Genomic DNA, 18,799 nt, shown 5'->3' on the forward strand with positions numbered 1-18,799 from the left:
TCAGGCCTTCTTGCCCGGGTCGGCCACGGGGATGCCCGGCACGGCGGCGGCCGGCGGGATCGCCCCGGCCGCGGCCATCGTGCCGGCGACGAGGCCGTTGATGTCCGCGCCCTGGATGCCGATCTCCTTGAGCAGCTGGTCGACCACCGGCGCCTGCGCGCGGAAGCGCAGCGCGGAGTTCACCACGCCGTCGGCGAAGTTGTTCGGCTGGGTCCCGATCGGCCCGACACCGCCGCCCCCGCCGATCAGGCCGTCGACCTGCAGGATCTTGATGCCCTCGATGCGCTCCATCGGCTTGACCGACTCGCGGATGATGCCCTCGGCCTTGTCCACGACGCGCAGGCGCAGCGCGGAGGCGCGGGCTTCCGGCGAAAGAACGTTCTGCGCTTCGTTCATCAGGCGCAGGCCTTCGGCTTCCACCTCCGAACGCACCTTGATGCCCATCGCGCGGATCTTCTCGGCGTCCGCATCCGCCTCGGCCTGCAGGCGCACGGCGGCGCCGCGGTCGGCACTGGCCTGCTTCTCGGCGCCCGCCGCGCTGGTGAGCCGCAGCGCATCGCGCTCGGCGGCCTCCGCGGCCTTGATCAGCTCGATGACCTTGCGCCGCTCGGCGACTTCCTTCTCGCGCACGGTGAACACCTTTTCCTCGGCCGCGACGGCCGCAGCGCGCGCCAGTTCGGCGGCGGCCTGCGCCTCGCTCTGGTTCTTGCTCTCCCGCGCGACCGCGATGGCGCGCTGCTGCTCGGCGAGGTCCAGCGACTGGCGCCGCAGGATCTCGGCGGCCTGCAGCGCCTTCTCCTTGGCGATGCGGTCTTCCTCCAGCTGCTGCTCGGAGCGGATGCGCGCCGCCTCGATCGCCTGGCGTGCGGCGATCTGCACCGTCTCGGCGTCCTGCTCGCGGCCGGCGCGCTCGGTGGCCAGCTCGGCGCGCTGGCGGGCGCGGGCGATCTCCACCTCGCGCTGCTGCGACAGGCGCGCGTACTCGCTCTCGCGGTCGATCTCCAGCGACAGCTTCTCCGCCTCGAGGTTCTTGTTGCGGATGGCGACCAGCGTGTCCTGCTCGACGTCGTTGCGCTGCTTCTTGCGGTGCTCGATCTGCTCGGTCAGGCGGGTCAGGCCCTCGGCGTCGAAGGCGTTGCTGGGATTGAAGAACTCCATGCTGGTCTGGTCCAGCTGGGTCAGCGAGGCCGACTCCAGCTCCAGGCCGTTCTTGGTCAGGTCTTCCGCCACCGATTCGCGCACCCGCCGCACGTAGGTGCCGCGCTTCTCGTGCAGTTCCTCCATGGTCATCTCCGCCGCGGCGGTGCGCAGCGCGTCGACGAACTTGCCTTCCACCAGTTCCTTCAGCTGCTCGGGTGCCAGCGTGCGCAGGCCCAGCGTCTGGGCGGCGGCGGCCACGGCCTGCGGTTCGGCGGCGACGCGCACGTAGAACTCCGCCATCACGTCGACCCGCATGCGGTCCTTGGTGATGAGGGCCTTGTCGCGGCCGCGCGCCACCTCCAGCCGCAGCGTGTTCATGTTGACGGGGATCACCTCGTGCAGGATCGGCAGCACGAAGGCGCCGCCATCGAGCACGACGCGCTGGCCCCCGAGGCCGGTGCGCACGAACGCGCGCTCCTTGCTGCTGCGCAGGTACAGCCAGTGCAGCAGCCAGACCGCGATGGCGACGACGATCCCCGCCACGATCAGGCCGAGGAGGAAGGTGCCGAATTGGGCGCCGGTCATAGGTGTCTCCTTTGTCTCTGTCTTGAACTGCTCAGCGGGTGATCTGCACGAAGCGGCGCGCCGTTTCGGTGAGCGCCACCTCCGTCGGCAGGCGCTCCATGGAACTGGCGCCGTAGAAGCCGTCGCAGCCGGGGCACCGGGACAGGATCCATTGCGCGTCTTCCGGTTCGGCGATGGGGCCGCCGTGGCACAGCACCATCACGTCGCGCTTCACCGACCGCGCGGCGGCCGCCCAGGCGTTGATCGGTTCCACGCAGTCCTTCAGCTGGAGCGCCGTGCCGGCCCCGATCGCGCCGCCGGTGGTCAGGCCCAGGTGGCACACGACGATGTCGGCGCCGGCGCGGGCCATGTCGCGCGCTTCCTGTTCGTTGAAGACGTAGGGCGTGGTGAGCAGGTCCAGCGCGTGCGCGCGGGCGATCATCTCGACCTCCAGGCCGTAGCCCATGCCGGTTTCTTCCAGGTTGGCGCGGAAGGTGCCGTCGATCAGGCCGACGGTGGGGAAGTTCTGCACCCCCGAGAACCCCAGCGTAATCAGGCGCTGCAGGAACTCGTCGGTGATCATGAAGGGGTCGGTGCCGTTCACGCCCGCGAGCACCGGCGTGCGCTGCACGACCGGCAGCACCTCGCGCGCCATCTCGCACACGATCTCGTTGGCGTTGCCGTAGGCCAGCACGCCGGCCAGCGAACCGCGCCCGGCCATCCGGTAGCGGCCGGAGTTGTAGATGACGATCAGGTCGACGCCGCCGGCCTCCTCGCACTTGGCCGACAGGCCGGTGCCGGCGCCGCCGCCGACGATGGGGCGGCCGGCGGCCACCTTGGTCCGCAGGCTGTCGAGGATGGCTTCCCGGGGGATGCGTGCCATGGGGTTCTCCGGTTCAGGCGAGCGCGGCCGCGCGCGTGCCGGTGCGCGGCGCGGCGACGTCGTCCCAGGCGGCAATCAGCGCCTGCGCAAACGCCTCGTCGTTGATGTGGTGCGGCAGCCGCTGCAGCTTGCGGTCGGCGCCGGGGCGGAAGTTCGATTCGATCGCGGCGAACAGCGCGCGGTCGGCCTCGGGGTCGTGGAAGGGCTGGCCCGGCTTGTCGATGGCCGAGACGCCGCCTTCCGGGATCAGGAAGCGCACCGGCCCTTGCATCGCATTGAGCTTGCGGGCGATGAACTCGCCGATCGCCTTGCACTCTTCCGCCGTCGTGCGCATCAGCGTCACGCTGGGGTTGTGGCGGTACAGGCGCCGGCCCCGGAAGCGCTCGGGCACGGTGTCCCAGGCGCCGAAGTTGGCCATGTCGAGCGCACCGCAGGAGCCGACGTAGGGCAGCGCGTGGCGCGCGAAGACGTCCAGCCGTGCGGGACCCGCGGACAGCACGCCGCCCACGATCTCGTCGGCGACCTCGGTGGTGGAGACGTCGATCACGCCTTCGAGCAGCCCCGAGTCCGCCAGCTTCTCCATCGACTGGCCGCCGACGCCGGTGGCGTGGAACACCAGGCAGTCGTAGCGGTCCGACAGCTGCCGGGTCACGGCCTGCACGCAGGGTGTGGTCACGCCGAACATCGACAGGCCGATCGCGGGCTTGCTGTTGCTGGCCTGCGCGCTGGCGGCGTGCGACAGCATGCCCGCCAGGGCGTTGGCGGCGTTGGCGAGCACGCGTTCGCTGATGCGGTTGAGGCCCGACACGTCGGTGACCGAGTACATCATGCAGATGTCGCTGGGGCCGACGTAGGGCCGCGTGTCGCCCGAGGCCATCGTGGACACCATGACCTTGGGCAGGCCGACGGGCAGGGCGCGCATGCCCTGCGTGACCAGCGCCGTGCCGCCGGAGCCGCCGGCCCCGAGCACCCCGCCCAGATCGCGGCGCGACAGCAGGAAGCGTTCGAAGGCCAGCGCCATACCGGTGACCGCGCTGCCGCGGTCGTCGGTGAACACCGCTTTCTCTCCCTGTGGATGGTGGCGAGCCACTTCGCGGGGATGGACGTTGGCGGCCGACGGCTTGCCGGAGGTGGCGAGGTCCACCGTGACCACGCGCAGGCCACGCTTCTCCAGGCACTGCTTGAGATACTGCAGCTCGCGGCCCTTGGTGTCGAAGGTGCCCGCGACGTACGCGGCGCGGCCGGTGGTGGCGGCGACGGGGAAGGTGAAGACTTCGGCGCCGGAACCGCCCTCGTTGGAAACACCGTCGTCCCCGCGCAGGCGGGGACCCAGGGCTTCCTTTTCCGCGCCGCTGCGCGGCGCTGCGTCGTCCCATGCCCTGGATTCCCGCCTGCGCGGGAATGACGGGGTGGTGGTGCCAGCGTTCCACTGGTTGATCCCCGCGATGGTCCGCTCCACCAGCAGCTGCGTCGCATCCGCCCCGGCATGCTCGCGCCGCACCGTGAACACCCGTGCCACGCCCGTGTCCGGCGGGAGAATCTCGGGCTCCGCCTCTTCCTCCTCCCCGTTCGAGCGCACCCCCAGCAGCTTCTCCTGCAGCGCGCTGTCGGCGGCGAGTGCGTGCGCCGCCATCTCGTGGGCGATGCGGCCGTTGACCATCACGCCGATGCGGTCGGCCACCTCCAGTGCGACGCCGAGGTTCTGTTCGATCAGCAGGATGCCGATGCCGCTGTCGGAGGCCAGGTGGCGCAGCGCCTGCGCGACCTGCTCCACGATCACCGGCGCCAGGCCTTCGGTGGGCTCGTCCATCACCAGCAGCTTCGGCTCCAGCAGCAGCGCCCGGCCGATCGCCAGCATCTGCTGCTCGCCGCCCGAGAGTTGCGCGCCGCCGTTGGACTTGCGCTCCGCCAGTCGCGGGAACATCGCATAGACCCGCTCGATCTCGCGCTTGTGCTTCGCCACCAGGCGCAGGGTCTCGTCGACGGTCAGCGACGGCCACATGCGCCGGCCCTGCGGCACGTAGGCGATGCCGCGCCTGGTGATCTCGTTGGGCGTGAGGCCCAGAATCTCCTCGCCGGCGAGCCTGACGCTGCCGGTCGCCGGCACCAGCCCGGTGATCGCGTTGCACAGCGTGGTCTTGCCCATGCCGTTGCGGCCGACCAGCCCCAGCACCCCCTGGGGGAGCGTGAACGAGACAGCCTGCAGCGCGTGCGCGCGGCCGTAGTAGACGTCGAGGTCGCGCACCTCGAGCAGCGGGCCCGTGGGGGCCGCCGGCTTGTCGCGTCCGAACAGCGCCATCAGTGCTTGCCCCCCATGTAGATCGCCTGCACCTGCGCGTCGTTCTCGATCTGGTGGGGCGTGCCTTCGCGCAGCACGCGTCCGTTGTGCATGACGGTGACACGCTCCACCACCTTCAGCGCGATGTCGAGGTCGTGCTCGATCAGCACGAAGGCCATGTGCGAAGGCAGCGAAGTGAGCAGCGCCACCAGTTCGCGGCGCTCCGCCGGCGACAGCCCGGCGGCGGGCTCGTCGAACAGGATCAGGCGCGGCGCGCCCGCCAGCGCCATGCCGATCTCCAGCTGGCGCTGCTCGCCGTGCGCCAGGTTGGCCACGCGCTCGTCGGCGATGTGCGCCAGGCGCGCGCGCTCCAGAAGTTCCTCCGTGGCGGCGCGCGAGGCATGGCCGGCGCCGGCGCGCACGAAGCTGTAGCGGCCGCGGCCCATGCCGCGCACCGCGAGGAAGAGGTTGTCCCGCACCGTGAGCTCGCGGAACAGCAGCGAGGACTGGTAGGTGCGCCGCAGCCCCTTGCGGATCCGCTCGTAGGGCGGCAGCGCCGTGATGTCCTCGCCGAAGAAGCGGATGCTGCCCGCCGTGGGCGGGAAGTCGCCGGTGATCGCGTTGAACAGCGTGGTCTTGCCCGCGCCGTTCGCGCCCAGGATCGCGCGCTTCTCGCCCGCGGCCACCGTCAGCGTCACGTCGTCCACGGCGCGCAGCGCGCCGAAGCTGCGCGTCACGCCGTCGAGCACCAAGGCGTCGTTGGACGCCAGCGGCTTGGCGGCGGGCGGCAGGACGGCGCGCGAAGCACCGGCGGGACGCAGTGTCGTGATGGAAGCCACGGGCGCCCTTCCGTTTACGGGCAGGCCGGCACGTCGCGCGAGCCGATCTTGAACTGCGCCGGCGGCACGCCCAGCGTCTGGTTCACGTTGTCGACTTTCGCCAGCACCTTGTTGTACAGGTTGCCCTGCGCGTCCTTCACCACCTCGGTGATGAAGGTGGTGCCGATCGCCTGCCGGTTGGAGTCCAGCCGCACGTCGCCGGTCGGCGTCTTCAGCACCATCTTCTGCAGCGCATCGCGGTACTTGGCATGGTTGCCGGACAGGTCGCCGTTGACGGCGGCCAGGCCGTCCAGCGCCGCCTTGGTGTTCACGTAGTAGACGTACGCGAACAGGGACGGGCTGGGATAGCCGCCGGCGGAAGCCGGGTAGTTGGTCTTGTACGCCTCGACGAACTTGCGCCATTCGGCACCGTCGTAGGCGTCGGCCAGCGGGCCGGCGGACAGCGTGCCGACCAGCGAGTCGCGCTTCTTGCCGCGGTAGTTCAGCACGTCCTGCGACACCGTGATGGAGCCGCCCAGCAGCGGCTTGTCGCCGCCCGCCGCTTCGTACTGGTTCAGGAAGTTCACCGCGTCGGCGCCGCCCAGCACCAGCAGCAGCGCGTCGACGTCCTTCGGGATGCGCGCGATGACCGACGAATAGTCCTTGCCGCCCAGCGGCACCCAGGCTTTGACCGGCACCTTACCGCCCGCGCCGCAGAACTCCGTCATGAAGCCCTGCACCTGCGAGTAGGGGAAGGAGTAGTCCTCGGCGATCACCATCACGCGCTTGTAGCCCTTGGCCATCGCCGCCTTGCCCAGGCCCACCATCCACTGGCCGCCTTCGGTGTTGAAGCGGAAGAAGTTGGGGCTGGGGTTCTCCAGCGTGGTCGCCTGCGCGCCCGAGCCGCCGTTGATGAAGGTCACCTGGGGCTGGGTCTTGGAATAGTCCTTGACCGCGATGCCCTCGCCGCCCGACAGCGGGCCGACCAGGATGTCGACCTTGTCCTGCTCCACCAGCTTGCGCGCGGAGTTGACGGCGACGTCCGGCTTGGCGTCCGACGAGGCCTTGATCATCTCGATCTTGCGGCCGGCGACGACGCCGCCGCGCTCCTTGATCGCCAGTTCGGCACCGCGCATGCCGTCGGCACCGCCGGCCGCGAACGGGCCTTCGAGGGTGGCGAGCACCCCGAGCTTGACCGGCGCACCCTGTGCCCAGGCGCCCGTGAATGTGGCGGCGAACGCGGCCGCCGCTATGCCGCTGAGAAGGAATCTCTTGTTGACCACGCTTGTCTCCTGGAAGGTTGTGCGCACTAGCGCATCGGTGAAGTGACGGACGCCCGGCGCCGCAGGCGGGCCCGCAGGCTCGCCCACAGGCCCAGCAGCCCGTCGGGGGAAAACAGCACGATGGCGAGGAACACGCCGCCGATGAGGAGGTTGAAGCGCTCGCGGTCGACCACGTCGACGGCGAAGGTCTGGAGCAGCACGAAGACGAGTGCGCCGAGGAACGGGCCGATGGGGTGGCGCATGCCGCCCAGCACCGCGATCACCAGGATGTTGATCAGCCACGAGGTGCCGACCGAGCCGGGGGTGATCAATCCGTTGTACCAGACCAGCAGGATGCCGGCGACCGCCGCGATGAAGCCGGCCACGGCGTAGGCGGCGACGCGATGGGCGGTGACGTTGTAGCCCAGCGCGTTCATGCGGCGCGCGTTGTCGCGGATGCCCTGCAGCGCGATGCCGAAGGGCGCGCGCGCGATGTACTTCACGGCGAAGTATCCGGCCAGCGCGAAGGCGAGGCAGAGGAAATAGAAGGGCAGCGGCGAGCGCCAGTCCACGCCGAACAGCATGGGCGGGTGCACCTTCTGGAAACCCTGGAAGCCGTTGAAGATGGTGTAGTTCTGCAGCGCCAGGTAGTAGAAGGCGACGCCCATCGCCAGCGTGATCATGATCGTGTAGATGCCTTCGGTGCGCACCGAGAGCCAGCCGATCAGCACGGAGACGGCGGTCGCGATCGCCAGCGCGAACACGATGGCCACCGGCCAGGGCCAGCCCAGGCTGATCGCGGTGCTGCTGGTGCCGAGGATGGCGACGGTGTAGCCGGCCACGCCCGCCACCGTCATCTGCGCCAGCGAGGTGATGCCGCCGTAGCCGGAGAGGAACATCAGCGACAGCGCGATCAGTCCCAGCACCAGGCTCTGCGCGCCCACCTGGAAGGTGAGGAAGGGCGAGGTGGCGAAGGGGAAGACGAGCAGCGCGATCGCCACCAACCAGTGGCGCGGCGCCACGTTGCGCCAGAGGAACTTGAGCCAGCGCGGCGCGTCCTGGTCGGCGTAGGGATCGGGCTCGGTGGGCACGACGCGCAAGGTCGGCGGCGGTTCGGACACCGTGCGCGGCAGCCGCGCGACGCCCGCCTGCGCCGTGTTCATGGCTTTCCGCCACTTCGCGGCGCTCATGCCGCTTTCCCCAGGATGCCGCGCGGCCGGAAGGCCAGCACCAGCACCAGGATCAGGAAGGTGAAGACCACGCTGTAGGTCGGCGCGTAGGCCAGGCCGTAGGTTTCGGCCAGGCCCAGGATCACCGCACCGACGGCCGCGCCCACCACGCTGCCCATGCCGCCGACGATCACGACGATCAGCGACGCGAGCAGCAGCCGCGTGTCCTCGCCCGGCACCATCGACAGTTCCACCGCGCCGATCACGCCGCCCAGGCCGGCCAGGCCGGCGCCGAGCGCGAAGGTGATGGCGAACACCAGGTTCACGTTGACGCCGGCCGCCGCCAGCATGGCGCGGTCGTCGACACCGGCGCGGATCATCATGCCCACGCGCGTGCGATTGAGCAGCAGCCAGAGGCCGACGCCGATGACGATGCCCATGCCGAGCAGGCTCAGGCGGTAGGCCGAGTAGGCGTTGATGACCGGGATGCCGCGGATCGGCCCCTGCAGCCATACGGGCGCTTCCATCTGGTGGACCTGCGCCGTGAAGACCCAGATCAGCAGGTCGGCCATCACCACCGACAGGCCGATGGTCACCATGGTCTGCCGCAGGTCCTGCCCTTGCATGTGACGCAGCACCAGCACCTGCAGCAGCACGCCGGCCAGGGCCGCGGCGGCGAAACCGGCGGCGATGGCCAGGACCCACATGCCGGTGCGTTCGGCGACGAAAAAGCCGATGTAGCCGCCCAGCAGGTAGAGCGAGCCGTGCGCCAGGTTGACGTTGCGCATCAGCCCGAACACCAGTGTGAAGCCGCTGGCGACGATGAAGTAAAGCGAGGCGAGCGTGAGGCCGTTGAGGAAGGTGACCAGAAACAGGCGGGCATTGTCGAAGAGGGCCCAGAGGGCGAAGACGAGGATGGGGCCGCCGATGAGGACCCAGGGCAGGGCCTTGCGCACCGACCAGCGGCTACGCGGCAGCGCGCCGGAAGCGGGAAGCACCGCGCTCATGCCGCCCACCGCATCTCGCGCTCGGCCTCGATGGCCGGGCTCTTGACGAACTTGCCGTCCTTCATCACGGCCAGGATCCGCTTGGGGTCGCGCAGGATGGCGATGTTGGCGAGCGGGTCGCCGTCCACCAGCAGCAGGTCCGCCAGGTAGCCTTCCTTCACCTGGCCCAGCTCGTGGCCGCGCATCATGATCTCGCCGCCGTAGACCGTGGCGCAACGCACCGCTTCGGCCGGCGTGAAGCCCAGGTACTTGACGAAGAACTCCAGGTCGCGCGCGTTCTGGCAATGCGGCGTCATCGCGAAGCCGTAGTCACCGCCGAACAGGATGCGGATGCCCCGCTTGTGCATGGCGCGCAGGGATTCGACGGCCGCATCCCACTCGACCTGGTACCCCATCTGCACGGCCTTCTGGTGCGTGATGCCGTAGGGCTCCGCCTCGTGCAGCATCGCGTAGAGGATCGCGATGCCGGGGGCGACGAAGACACGCGACTTCGCGGCCTCCAGCATGTCGAGCGTCTCCTCGTCGCTGAAGCTGGCGTGGTAGATCACGTCGATGCCGTGGCGCAGCGCCTGCTTCACGGACGCGGCGGAACGCGCATGCGCCGATCCGCGCTTGCCGCGCACCCGCACTTCGTCCATCGCGGCGGCCACCTCGGCGTCGCTCATCCAGGTGGTGTCGGCGGGCGAGTCGGGCGTGAAGTTGTCGCCGGAGAGGTTCAGCTTGATCGAGTCGACGCCGTACTTGAGGAACATGCGCACCGCCTTGCGCATCTCGTCGGCCGAGTTCACGTTCACGCCGAAGCTGAACTCGGGGAAGGGCAGGTGCGGCAGCGTCTCGTCGCCCAGGCCCCCGGGCACCGTGATCTCCTGGCTGGCCGCGAGGTAGCGCGGCCCCGGGATCTGCCCGCTGGCGATCGCATTGCGGATGACGACATCGAGCCGCGGCTTGGCGCAGGCCGCGCCGACGCAGGAGGTGAAGCCGGCTTCCAGGTAACGCTTGGCCACCTTGGCGCACCACAGCACGTGCTCTTCCAGCGGCATCGTCTGGATGCCGGCGAGCGTCGCCGCGTCGTTCCAGGAGAAGTGCGTGTGGGCCTCGCACAGGCCGGGCATGAGCGTGGCGCCGGCGGCATCGATCACCGTCGCGGCGCCGCCGCTGCTGACGGAGCCGCCGGAGCGCGTGACGCGCTTGATGCGGTTGCCCTCCACCAGCACGCTGCCCAGGTAGGGCGGTGCGTGGACGGGACCTTCGAGGACGCGGACGTTGGTGAACAGCGTGCTTTCCACGTGCATTCCTCCTCAGGCGGCCCAGCGGGTCATTTCGCTGCGCGCATCGCTGCGCAGCGGCGGGGCGCGGTGGAAGGCGCCGTCCTTCATCACCGCCAGGATGCGGCGCTTGTCCTGCAGCACGGCGATGTCCTCCAGCGGGTCGCCGTCGACCAGCAGGATGTCCGCCAGGCAGCCCTCGCGGATCTCGCCGACCTGGCCCTTCAGCTTCATCATCGGCGCGCCCCAGGCCGTGGCCGAGAGCAGCGCTTCGGTGGTCGACATGCCGACGTGCCGCACGAAGTACTCGAGGTCCTTGGCGTTGGTGCCGTGCGGCGTCCAGGCGAAGCCGTAGTCGCCGCCGGGGAGAATGCGCACGTCGCGCCGCCGCAGCGCCTTCATGGTCTCGATCGCCGCTTCCAGCTCGCGGAAGTAGCCCATGCCGCGCGCCACCTGCGGCGTGATGCCGTACTCGCTCGCGTTGTGGCAGGTGTTGACCAGCCAGGCCAGGCCGGGCGCGATGAAGTGCTGCTTCTTGTTCTCTTCCAGCAGGTCCAGCGCCTCCTCGTCGGCGAAGCTGGCGTGGTAGATCACCTCGATGCCGTGCTTCACGCAGCGCTTGATCGACTTGGTGGACCGGGCGTGCGCCGCCACGCGCTTGCCCCAGTTCTTCGCCTCGTCCACGCAGGTGGCGATCTCTTCCTCGGTGAACTGCGAGCCTTCGCTGGGGAAGCCGGTGATCGATTCGCCGGAGAGGTTGATCTTGAGGGAGTCGACGCCGTACTTGGCGAACATGCGCACGCAGCGCCGCATCTCGTCGCAGCCGCTGACGATGGCGCCGAAGGCGAACTCGTGCTGCGGCAGGTGCGGCGCGGTGGTGTCGCCCAGGCCGCCGGGCACGGTGATCTCCTGGCTGGCCGCCAGGTAGCGCGGCCCGACGATGGTGCCGTCGTTGATGGCGTTGCGGATCACCACGTCCAGCCGCGGCTTGGCGGTGGCCGCCCCGACGCAAGAGGTCCATCCCATGTCGAGATAGGTCTTCGCGACCTCGGCGCACCAGAGGATGTGCTCCTCCGGCGGCATGCGCTGGATCGAATCGAGGCTCGGCTGGTTGTTCCAGGCGAAGTGCGTGTGCGCCTCCACCATGCCCGGCATGAGGAAGGCGCCCGCGGCATCGACCATGGTGACCCCGCCGACCGGCGCGGAGCGGACGCCGGTCCCGCTGCGCGTGACACGGCTGATGCGGTTGCCCTGCACCAGGACCTCGCCGCGGTAAGGCGCCTCGCCGGAGCCGTCGAAGATGCGCGCGTTGGTGAACAGCACGTCGGCCATCGTGATTCCTTGGTGATCAGCGTTGCGCGGGGAGGAACTGGCGCAGCTCGCGCACGCAGTCCTCGGCGCGTTCGACCGGCGTCCAGTGGCCGCAGCGCTGGAGGACGATGGTGCGCACGCCCTTGGCGGCCGCCAGGCGTTCGGCCATGGCGCGCACCGCCTGCGGCGGCGCCACCCCGTCTTCGTCGCCGGTGACGAGCAGCGTCGGCGCCTCGATCCGTTCGACCTGCGCGGCAACGGTGGCGGCGAGGGCGGCGCAGCTGCGCGCATACCCCTGCGGGTCCTGCCGCATCAGGCTTTCGCGCACGAAGGCGGTCGCCACCGGCTGCCGCTCGCGCGTGTCGGCCGAGAGGGAGGCGTTGACGAGGGCCAACGCGATGTCGTGCATGCCGCGCGTGCCTTCGGCCTGCGCCTTCTCGCCGCGCGCACGGATGTTGGCGCGCGCGGTGTCCGGCGGCGCGACGAGCGGGCCGAACAGCGCGAGGCTGCGCACCAGGCGGGGCTGCGCCACGGCGAGGTGCTGCGCGACGATCGTCCCCATGGAGTGGCCGAGCACGTGGGCGCGCGAGACGCCCAGGCGCTGGCAGATCGTGGTGACACACTCGGTGAGCTTCTCGATCGTGAGCTCGCCACCGGCGGCGCCGCTGCGGCCGCTGCCCGGCAGGTCGGGCCGGATCACGCGGTAGCCGCCCAGCGCCGGCATCAGCGGCGTCCAGGTGTTGGAAGTGCCGCCCAGACCGTGCAGGCAGACGACGGCGTCGCCTTCGCCCTCGTCCTCGACGGCGACATTCGCAATGGTGTGCAGCGGCAAAGGAGAGGTCCTCAGGCGTGGTCGAACAGGTTGTCGATGGCACCGATGCCCTCGACCTCGATGCGGAAGCGGTCGCCCGCCTGCAGCCACTTCGGCGGCTGGAAGCCCATGCCCACGCCGGCCGGCGTGCCGGTGGCGATGATGTCGCCGGGCAGCAGCGTGATGCCGCGCGAGCAGGTCTCGATGAGCGCGGGGATGTCGAAGATCAGGTCGCGCGTGCGGCCGTCCTGGCGCAGTTCGGCGCTGCCGCCGCGCGGCGTGCACCAGCCGCGCACGCGCACGTCGCGCCCATCCACTTCGTCGGCGGTGACGATGCTCGGCCCCATGGGGCAGAAGGTGTCGAAGCTCTTGCCCAGCACCCACTGCTGGTGCCGCACCTGCACGTCGCGCGCGCTCACGTCGTTGAGGATCGTGTAGCCGAAGACGTGGTCCATGGCGCGCGAGCGGCCGATGTTGCGGCCGCGCCGGCCGATGACGATGGCAAGCTCGGATTCGTAGTCCACGTGGCGCGTGATCGCCGGGTCGGGCAGGCGCACGGTGTCGTGCGGGCCGATCACCGTCTCGGGGAACTTGGTGAAGAGGATCGGCCAGGCGTCCTTCTCCGGCAGGCTGCCGGCGAACACCGAAGTGGAGAGTTCGGCGGCGTGCGAGTGGTAGTTGCGGCCGGCGCAGAACAGGTTGCGCCGCGGCTGCGGGATGGGCGCGGCCAGGCGCACGGCCTGCACCGGCAGGCGCGGCCCGGCCTCGCGCGGCAAACCTTCGCCGCGGGCGAGGCGCTCGATGATCTCGAGCGCGCCGGTGCCGCCGTCGGCCACGGCCAGGGGCGTCAGCTCCTGGCCGTCCGCCGACAGGGTGCCTGCCTGGAGGCGGCCACCCCAATGCCACGATGCGATGCGCATGGACTTGTCTCCTCCATCGCTCCCACTTCCTCGGCTTGCGCTTGCGGCGATGGTGAGACACCATGACCAGAATGAGACTCGCGTCTCAAAAGCACCGGCGCATGATACGCACGACCGCGCCGCAACAGCAACAAGGAAAATGCGGACGCGATCTCCGGAGTTACCCTTGCCCCGCTTCAAGTACAAGCCCACCGAACCCCCGCCACCGCCGAGCAGCGGCGTCCGTGCATCCACTTTCAAGTTGTTGCTGGACACCGCGATGGAATTGATCCAGAAGGACGGCCACATCCCGTCGATCGCCGAAGTCGCCGTGCGCTCCAACGTTTCGCGCGCGACGGCCTACCGCTACTTCCCGAGCCGCAGCGCGCTGATCACCAGCGTCGTTGATGCGTCGCTCGGGCCGGTGCGGCACGTGGAGGAGGACGACCGCAGCGGGCGCGAGCGCGTGCACACGGTGTTCAAGACGACCTTCCCGCGCTTCACGCAGTTCGAGCCGCAGCTGCGCGCGGCGGCGCAGCTGGCGCTGGAGCAGTGGGCGCTGCAGCGCGCCGGCCTGCTGGAGGAGGAGCCTTACCGGCGCGGCCACCGCGTGCGCATCCTGGACCACGCGCTGGCGCCGCTGAAGAAGGACCTGCCGGCCGCATCGCGCGACCGGCTGCACAAGGCGCTGTCGGTGCTCTATGGCATCGAGGCCTACGCCATCCTCAAGGACATGTGGGGCATGGGCGACCGCGAGATCGAGAAGACGGTGCTGTGGATGGCCGATGCGCTGATCGATGCGAGCGTGCAGGAAGCGAAGAAGACCCGATAACCGTCATTCCCGCGAAGGCGGGAATGACGTCACTTCCCGATGCAGAACCGGCTGAAGATCACGCCCAGCAGGTCGTCCGCGCTGAACTCGCCCGTGATCTCCGACAGCGCGTTCTGCGCCAGGCGCAGTTCTTCGGCGAGGAGGTCGAGCGACTGCGCCTGCAGCGAGAGCAGGCCTGCGGCTTCCATCAGGTGCGCGTCGACGCGCCGCAAGGCATGCAAGTGGCGCTCGCGTGCGATGAAGACGCCTTCCGGGGCGGCTTGCCAGCCGGCGATCTCGAGGAGCTTCTGGCGCAGGGCGTCGAGGCCCTGGCCGGTCTTGGCGGAGAGGGTGAGGCCGGGGTGCCCCCACCCCAGCCCTCCCCCAAGCGGGGAGGGAGTCTCCCCATCTTCCTCCCTCCCCCTCTGGGGGAGGGCCGGGGTGGGGGCGCCCCCCGCATCGACCTTGTTCCACACCTCGACGACCGGCACATCCCCCGGCAACTTCGCCGCGATCGCCGCATCCGCCTCGCGATAGCCTGCATCCCCCGCCCGCGTCAGGTCGTGCAGGAACACCACCGCATCCGCTTTCGCGATCTGCCCCCAGGCACGCTCGATGCCAATCTGCTCGACTTCCTCCGCGCCTTCGCGCAGCCCTGCCGTGTCGACCACGTGCAGCGGCACGCCCTCGATCTGGATCGTCTGGCGCACGATGTCGCGCGTCGTCCCAGCGATCGGCGTCACGATCGCGAGCTCCGCGCCCGCCAGCGCGTTCAGCAGGGAGCTCTTGCCTGCGTTCGGCTGGCCCGCGATCACCACGTGGATGCCTTCGCGCAGCAGCGCGCCCTGGTGCGCGCGCTGCATCACGCGCGCCAGGTTCGCCTGCAGGCGCTCCAGCTGGCCGTGCGCGTCGGCCTTCTGCAGGAAATCGATCTCTTCCTCGGGGAAGTCGAGCGTGGCTTCGACCAGCATGCGCAGGTGCACCAGCGCATCGCGCAGCGCATGCACCTCGCGCGAGAACTCGCCGGCCATGGACCGCGTGGCGCTGCGGGCCGCGGCTTCGGTGCTGGCATCGATCAGGTCGGCGACGGCCTCGGCCTGCGCCAGGTCCAGCTTGCCGTTGAGGAACGCGCGTTGGGTGAACTCGCCGGGCTCGGCGACGCGCAAAGCCATCGAAGCACCCGCCTCCAGGCAACGCGCCAGCAGCAGCTGCAGCACCACCGGCCCGCCGTGCGCCTGCAGCTCCAGCACGTCTTCACCGGTATAGGAATGCGGCGCGGGAAAGTGGATCGCCAGCCCCTGGTCCAGCGTGCTGCCGTCGGCGGCGCGGAAGGGAAGGTAGGTCGCTTCGCGCGGCTTCAGCGTGCGGCCGCAGACGGCCTGGACGATCGCATCGATGTTCTTCGCCGAGACCCGCACGATGCCCACGGCGCCGCGGCCCGGGGCGGTGGCGATGGCGGCGATGGGCTGGTCGAGGCGGGCGAGCATGCCTCGATTGTCGCGCGCCGCGAAGCGAGCGCCGCGTGCCCTCACCCCTGCCCTCTCCCGGAGGGAGAGGGAGAAAGACAAGGCCGGACTAGCCGATCTCCTTCACCTGCACCAGGTACACCCAGCCCTTGATCACGCGGTACAGGAACCACACCCAGATCAGGCCGAGCACGCCCCAGAAGGCGATGCCCGTCACCAACGCGGCGACGACGCCGCCGACCGACTGCATGCCGGTGACCGCGAAGCCGCCCATGGCGGCGATCCCGGCGCCGACCATCACCACGGTGAGGGCCAGCGACAGCCAGAAGGTGCGGATCTGCCAGCGGAAGTGCGTCTGCAGGAAGCTGCCCTGCGCCTTGCCCTTGAGGACGTGCGCCAGGATCAGCCCGATGATGGCCGTCAGGCCGACCGGCAGCACGTACATGCCGTAGACGACGTGCGCCATGATGTTCAGGTTTTCCTGCTGCATGCGGTCGCGGATGGCGCTGCCGTCCGGTTGCCGGCCCACCGGCAGCTCGGGCCGTTGGCGTTGGTTCACCGCGTGCGTGTCCGCCCAGGCGCGCTCGAGCGCGTCCTTCCGGGCCTGTTCCCCAGCTTCCATGGTTCCCTCGGATCGTTGTAGTACGACCCATTCTCCGGGGGACCCCCCAAAAGAAAAAGCGGCCTAGTGCCGCTTTTCCCGTTTTCCAACGCGCGAGGCGTCAGGTTTTCCCGAACTTCGGCAGGTTGAACTCCGGCGGCACGCCCATGCGGGTATTGATCAACCACTGCTGCGCGATCGACAGCACGTTGTTGGTGATCCAGTACAGCACCAGGCCGGCCGGGAAGAAGAAGAACATCACGCTGAAGATCAGCGGCATGAACCACATCATCTTGGCCTGCATCGGGTCCGGCGGCACCGGGTTCAGCGCCGTCTGCAGCAGCGTCGTCAGCGTCATGATCGCCGGCAGGATGAAGTACGGGTCGGGCGTCGACAGGTCGCGGATCCAGAGGATCCAGGGCGCGTTGCGCATTTCCACCGACGACAGCAGCACCCAGTACAGCGCGATGAACACGGGGATCTGCACCATGATCGGCAGGCAGCCGCCCAGCGGATTGACCTTCTCCTCGCGGTAGATGCGCATCATCTCCTGCTGCATCTGCTGCGGGTTGTCCTTGTAGCGCTCGCGCAGGGCCACGACCTTGGGGTTGATGGCCTTCATCTTGGCCATGCTCTCGTAGCCCTTGGCCTGCAGCCAGTAGAACGCGATCTTGATCAGCAGCACCAGCGCCATGATCGAGAAGCCCCAGTTGCCGATGAAGCCGTGCAGCTTGTCCAGCAGCCAGTACAGCGGCTTGGCCAGGATGGTGAAGATGCCGTAGTCCTTGACCAGGTCGAGGCCCGGCGCCACGCGCTCGAGCATCTTCTCTTCCTGCGGGCCTGCGAAGAAGGTCGCGGGCACGGCCTGCGTCGCGCCGGGCGCCACCGGCTGCAGCGGCGCGATCATGCCCACGGCGTACAGGTTGTTGTCGACCTTGCGCACGAAGTTGTCGCGCTTGAGGCCCTCGGGCAGCACCCAAGCGGTGGCGAAGTAGTGCTGCACCATCGCGATCCAGCCGCTCGTGGACGACTTCTCGTATTCGGCCTTGTTCTTGTCGATGTCGGTGAATTCGACCTTCTGGTACTTCTGCGCTTCGGTGTAGACCGCCGGGCCGGTGAAGGTGCCGGTGGGGTTGGTCAGCCAGGAGCCGCCGGAGGTGCCGGCGCCGCGCACCAGCTGCATGTACAGCTGCGGTGCCACCGGCGCGCTGCCGCTGTTGATCACCTCATGCCGCACGGCGACGTCGTAGGCGCCGCGCTTGAGCGTGTACGTCTTCACCAGCTTCACGCCGCCCACCACCGGCGATTCGAACTTCACCGTCAGTTCGTTGGCGCCGTCGCGCAGCGCGCGGTCGCCGCTGAAGGTCATCGGCGTCTTGTGGTTGGGGAACTCGCCGCCGATCAGGCCGCTCTGCGCCACGTAGACGCGTTCGGCGTTCTGGTCCATCAGCACCAGCGTGCTGGACTTGTTGTCGGCCGTGGAGTCGGAGGCGTGCTTCAGCAGCTCGGTGCGGACCACGTTGCCGCCTTCGGTGTCGAAGGTGACGCGGAACACGTCGGTGGTGACGGTGATGGCCTCGCGCGGCACGGCGGGTGCGCTCGGCGGCACGGCGCCGGCGGCCGGCGCCGCGGCACCCGGCGCGCCCGGCGTGGCGGACGGGGTCGGCAGGGTGCTGGCGGTGGTCCCCGTTCCGTTCGCCGCGGGTGCGGTGGCCGTCGCCGGCGGCTTGCCGGACGGGAAGAAGGTCGCCTGCCGGCCGTTGAAGACCTGCCACTGGTCCCACAGCATCACCAGGGAAAAGCCGAAGATCACCCAGAGGATGGTGCGGCGGATGTCGGTCATGGATGTTTCTTCTGTTGTTGGAGCCCGCCCCACCGGAACAGGCGGGGCTTGTCGGCGGGCACGGGGTCGTGGCCCCCGTCGCACCAGGGATGGCAGCGTGCGATGCGCGCGAGCGTGAGGTAGCTGCCCGCCGCCGCGCCGTGCTCTTGCAGCGCCTGCAGCGAATATTGGGAGCAGGTGGGCGTGAAGCGGCAGGCCGAGCCGATCCAGGGCGACAGCAGCAGCCGGTAGCCCTTGACCAGGCCGATGAGGAGCGCCTGCAACGGGTTCATCGGCGGGCCGTTTCGAACAGCTGCTGCAGTTCCGCGCGCACGGCGGCCTTCAGCGCGTCGGACCAGGCGCTGGTGAACTGCTTGCGCGCGAACTCCGACCGCAGCCGCACCACGTGGGCGGCCGCCGGCAGGCGCGGGGCGAAGGACTGGCTCACGTTGTAGACCTGGCGCTTGATGCCGTTGCGGGTGACCGCGCGTTTCGCCCAGCGCTTGGGCAGCACCGCGCCGATCCAGGGCTCGTCCCGAACAGCAAACAGGGCCTGGCGTCCATCGGACTCAGGCCCTGCGGGGGACGTTGCATCGAACGGGGCTCGATGCAGCACGAAATGCGGCGTCCGGGAGACGGTGCCGCCTGCCATGACTGCCTCGAACTGTGCCCGGGTCTTGATCCGCTGCACG

The 18,799-nt window shown here is 69.6% G+C and carries 16 protein-coding genes and 2 pseudogenes; 1 reads left to right on the forward strand and 17 read right to left on the reverse strand.

Annotated elements, in window-relative coordinates:
• The 12 genes and pseudogenes from IM787_RS07980 to IM787_RS08030 form a co-directional block, all read right to left on the reverse strand.
• Positions 1 to 1,725, reverse strand: coding sequence for a flotillin family protein (locus IM787_RS07980; RefSeq protein ID WP_193676100.1), 1,725 nt, complete (start codon positions 1,723 to 1,725; stop codon positions 1 to 3).
• Positions 1,726 to 1,756: 31 nt separating this feature from the next.
• Positions 1,757 to 2,587 carry a phosphoenolpyruvate hydrolase family protein gene (locus IM787_RS07985; protein ID WP_193676101.1) on the reverse strand — a complete coding sequence of 277 codons (831 nt, stop codon included), beginning with the start codon at positions 2,585 to 2,587 and terminating at the stop codon, positions 1,757 to 1,759.
• A gap of 13 nt (positions 2,588 to 2,600) precedes the next feature.
• Positions 2,601 to 3,818, reverse strand: a pseudogene (locus IM787_RS21450) (Tm-1-like ATP-binding domain-containing protein); the annotation flags it as partial.
• 576 nt (positions 3,819 to 4,394) lie between these two features.
• Positions 4,395 to 4,886: pseudogene (locus tag IM787_RS21455) on the reverse strand (ABC transporter ATP-binding protein); the annotation flags it as partial.
• Positions 4,886 to 5,704, reverse strand: a complete 819-nt coding sequence (locus tag IM787_RS07995) for an ABC transporter ATP-binding protein (RefSeq protein ID WP_354004373.1) — start codon at positions 5,702 to 5,704, stop codon at positions 4,886 to 4,888. The gene IM787_RS07995 and the pseudogene IM787_RS21455, both read right to left, overlap by 1 nt.
• A gap of 14 nt (positions 5,705 to 5,718) precedes the next feature.
• Positions 5,719 to 6,966 carry an ABC transporter substrate-binding protein gene (locus IM787_RS08000; RefSeq protein ID WP_354004374.1) on the reverse strand — a complete coding sequence of 416 codons (1,248 nt, stop codon included), beginning with the start codon at positions 6,964 to 6,966 and terminating at the stop codon, positions 5,719 to 5,721.
• Between the two features lie 26 nt (positions 6,967 to 6,992).
• A complete protein-coding gene (locus IM787_RS08005) occupies positions 6,993 to 8,135 on the reverse strand; it encodes a branched-chain amino acid ABC transporter permease (RefSeq protein ID WP_227494164.1) in 1,143 nt (380 codons plus the stop codon).
• Positions 8,132 to 9,121 (reverse strand): branched-chain amino acid ABC transporter permease, encoded by a 990-nt coding sequence (locus IM787_RS08010; protein WP_193676103.1) that lies wholly within the window; start codon positions 9,119 to 9,121, stop codon positions 8,132 to 8,134. The genes IM787_RS08005 and IM787_RS08010 overlap by 4 nt, the downstream gene beginning before the upstream one ends.
• Entirely contained in the window at positions 9,118 to 10,407 is a 1,290-nt protein-coding gene (locus IM787_RS08015) for a metal-dependent hydrolase family protein (RefSeq protein WP_193676104.1), read from the reverse strand. The genes IM787_RS08010 and IM787_RS08015 overlap by 4 nt, the downstream gene beginning before the upstream one ends.
• A gap of 12 nt (positions 10,408 to 10,419) precedes the next feature.
• On the reverse strand, positions 10,420 to 11,718 hold the full coding sequence (locus IM787_RS08020; RefSeq protein WP_193676105.1) for a metal-dependent hydrolase family protein: 1,299 nt from the start codon (positions 11,716 to 11,718) through the stop codon (positions 10,420 to 10,422).
• Positions 11,719 to 11,734: 16 nt separating this feature from the next.
• The gene (locus IM787_RS08025; protein ID WP_193676106.1) at positions 11,735 to 12,529 is read right to left on the reverse strand and encodes an alpha/beta fold hydrolase; all 795 of its coding nucleotides are present in this window, start codon (positions 12,527 to 12,529) and stop codon (positions 11,735 to 11,737) included.
• Between the two features lie 11 nt (positions 12,530 to 12,540).
• The gene (locus IM787_RS08030; protein ID WP_193676107.1) at positions 12,541 to 13,428 is read right to left on the reverse strand and encodes a fumarylacetoacetate hydrolase family protein; all 888 of its coding nucleotides are present in this window, start codon (positions 13,426 to 13,428) and stop codon (positions 12,541 to 12,543) included.
• 166 nt (positions 13,429 to 13,594) lie between these two features.
• On the opposite strand from IM787_RS08030, the gene IM787_RS08035 reads away from it, so the two are divergent.
• On the forward strand, positions 13,595 to 14,239 hold the full coding sequence (locus IM787_RS08035; protein ID WP_193676108.1) for a TetR/AcrR family transcriptional regulator: 645 nt from the start codon (positions 13,595 to 13,597) through the stop codon (positions 14,237 to 14,239).
• Positions 14,240 to 14,268: 29 nt separating this feature from the next.
• Here IM787_RS08035 and mnmE read toward each other — a convergent pair whose 3' ends face one another.
• The 5 genes from mnmE to IM787_RS08060 form a co-directional block, all read right to left on the reverse strand.
• Positions 14,269 to 15,705 carry a tRNA uridine-5-carboxymethylaminomethyl(34) synthesis GTPase MnmE gene (mnmE, locus tag IM787_RS08040; protein WP_193676109.1) on the reverse strand — a complete coding sequence of 479 codons (1,437 nt, stop codon included), beginning with the start codon at positions 15,703 to 15,705 and terminating at the stop codon, positions 14,269 to 14,271.
• Positions 15,706 to 15,793: 88 nt separating this feature from the next.
• Complete coding sequence (locus IM787_RS08045) at positions 15,794 to 16,306, reverse strand: DUF4870 family protein (RefSeq protein ID WP_193676110.1); 513 nt, start codon at positions 16,304 to 16,306, stop codon at positions 15,794 to 15,796.
• A 100-nt stretch (positions 16,307 to 16,406) separates the two neighbouring features.
• Positions 16,407 to 18,128, reverse strand: a complete 1,722-nt coding sequence (gene yidC, locus IM787_RS08050; RefSeq protein WP_193676111.1) for a membrane protein insertase YidC — start codon at positions 18,126 to 18,128, stop codon at positions 16,407 to 16,409.
• Positions 18,125 to 18,400, reverse strand: a complete 276-nt coding sequence (gene yidD / locus IM787_RS08055) for a membrane protein insertion efficiency factor YidD (protein ID WP_193676112.1) — start codon at positions 18,398 to 18,400, stop codon at positions 18,125 to 18,127. Before yidD ends, yidC begins: the two co-directional genes overlap by 4 nt.
• On the reverse strand, positions 18,397 to 18,798 hold the full coding sequence (locus IM787_RS08060; protein WP_193676113.1) for a ribonuclease P protein component: 402 nt from the start codon (positions 18,796 to 18,798) through the stop codon (positions 18,397 to 18,399). Before IM787_RS08060 ends, yidD begins: the two co-directional genes overlap by 4 nt.
• Position 18,799: the final 1 nt, after the last annotated feature.

This window comes from Ramlibacter pallidus (assembly GCF_015070875.1).
Classification (GTDB): Bacteria; Pseudomonadota; Gammaproteobacteria; order Burkholderiales; family Burkholderiaceae_C; genus Ramlibacter; species Ramlibacter pallidus.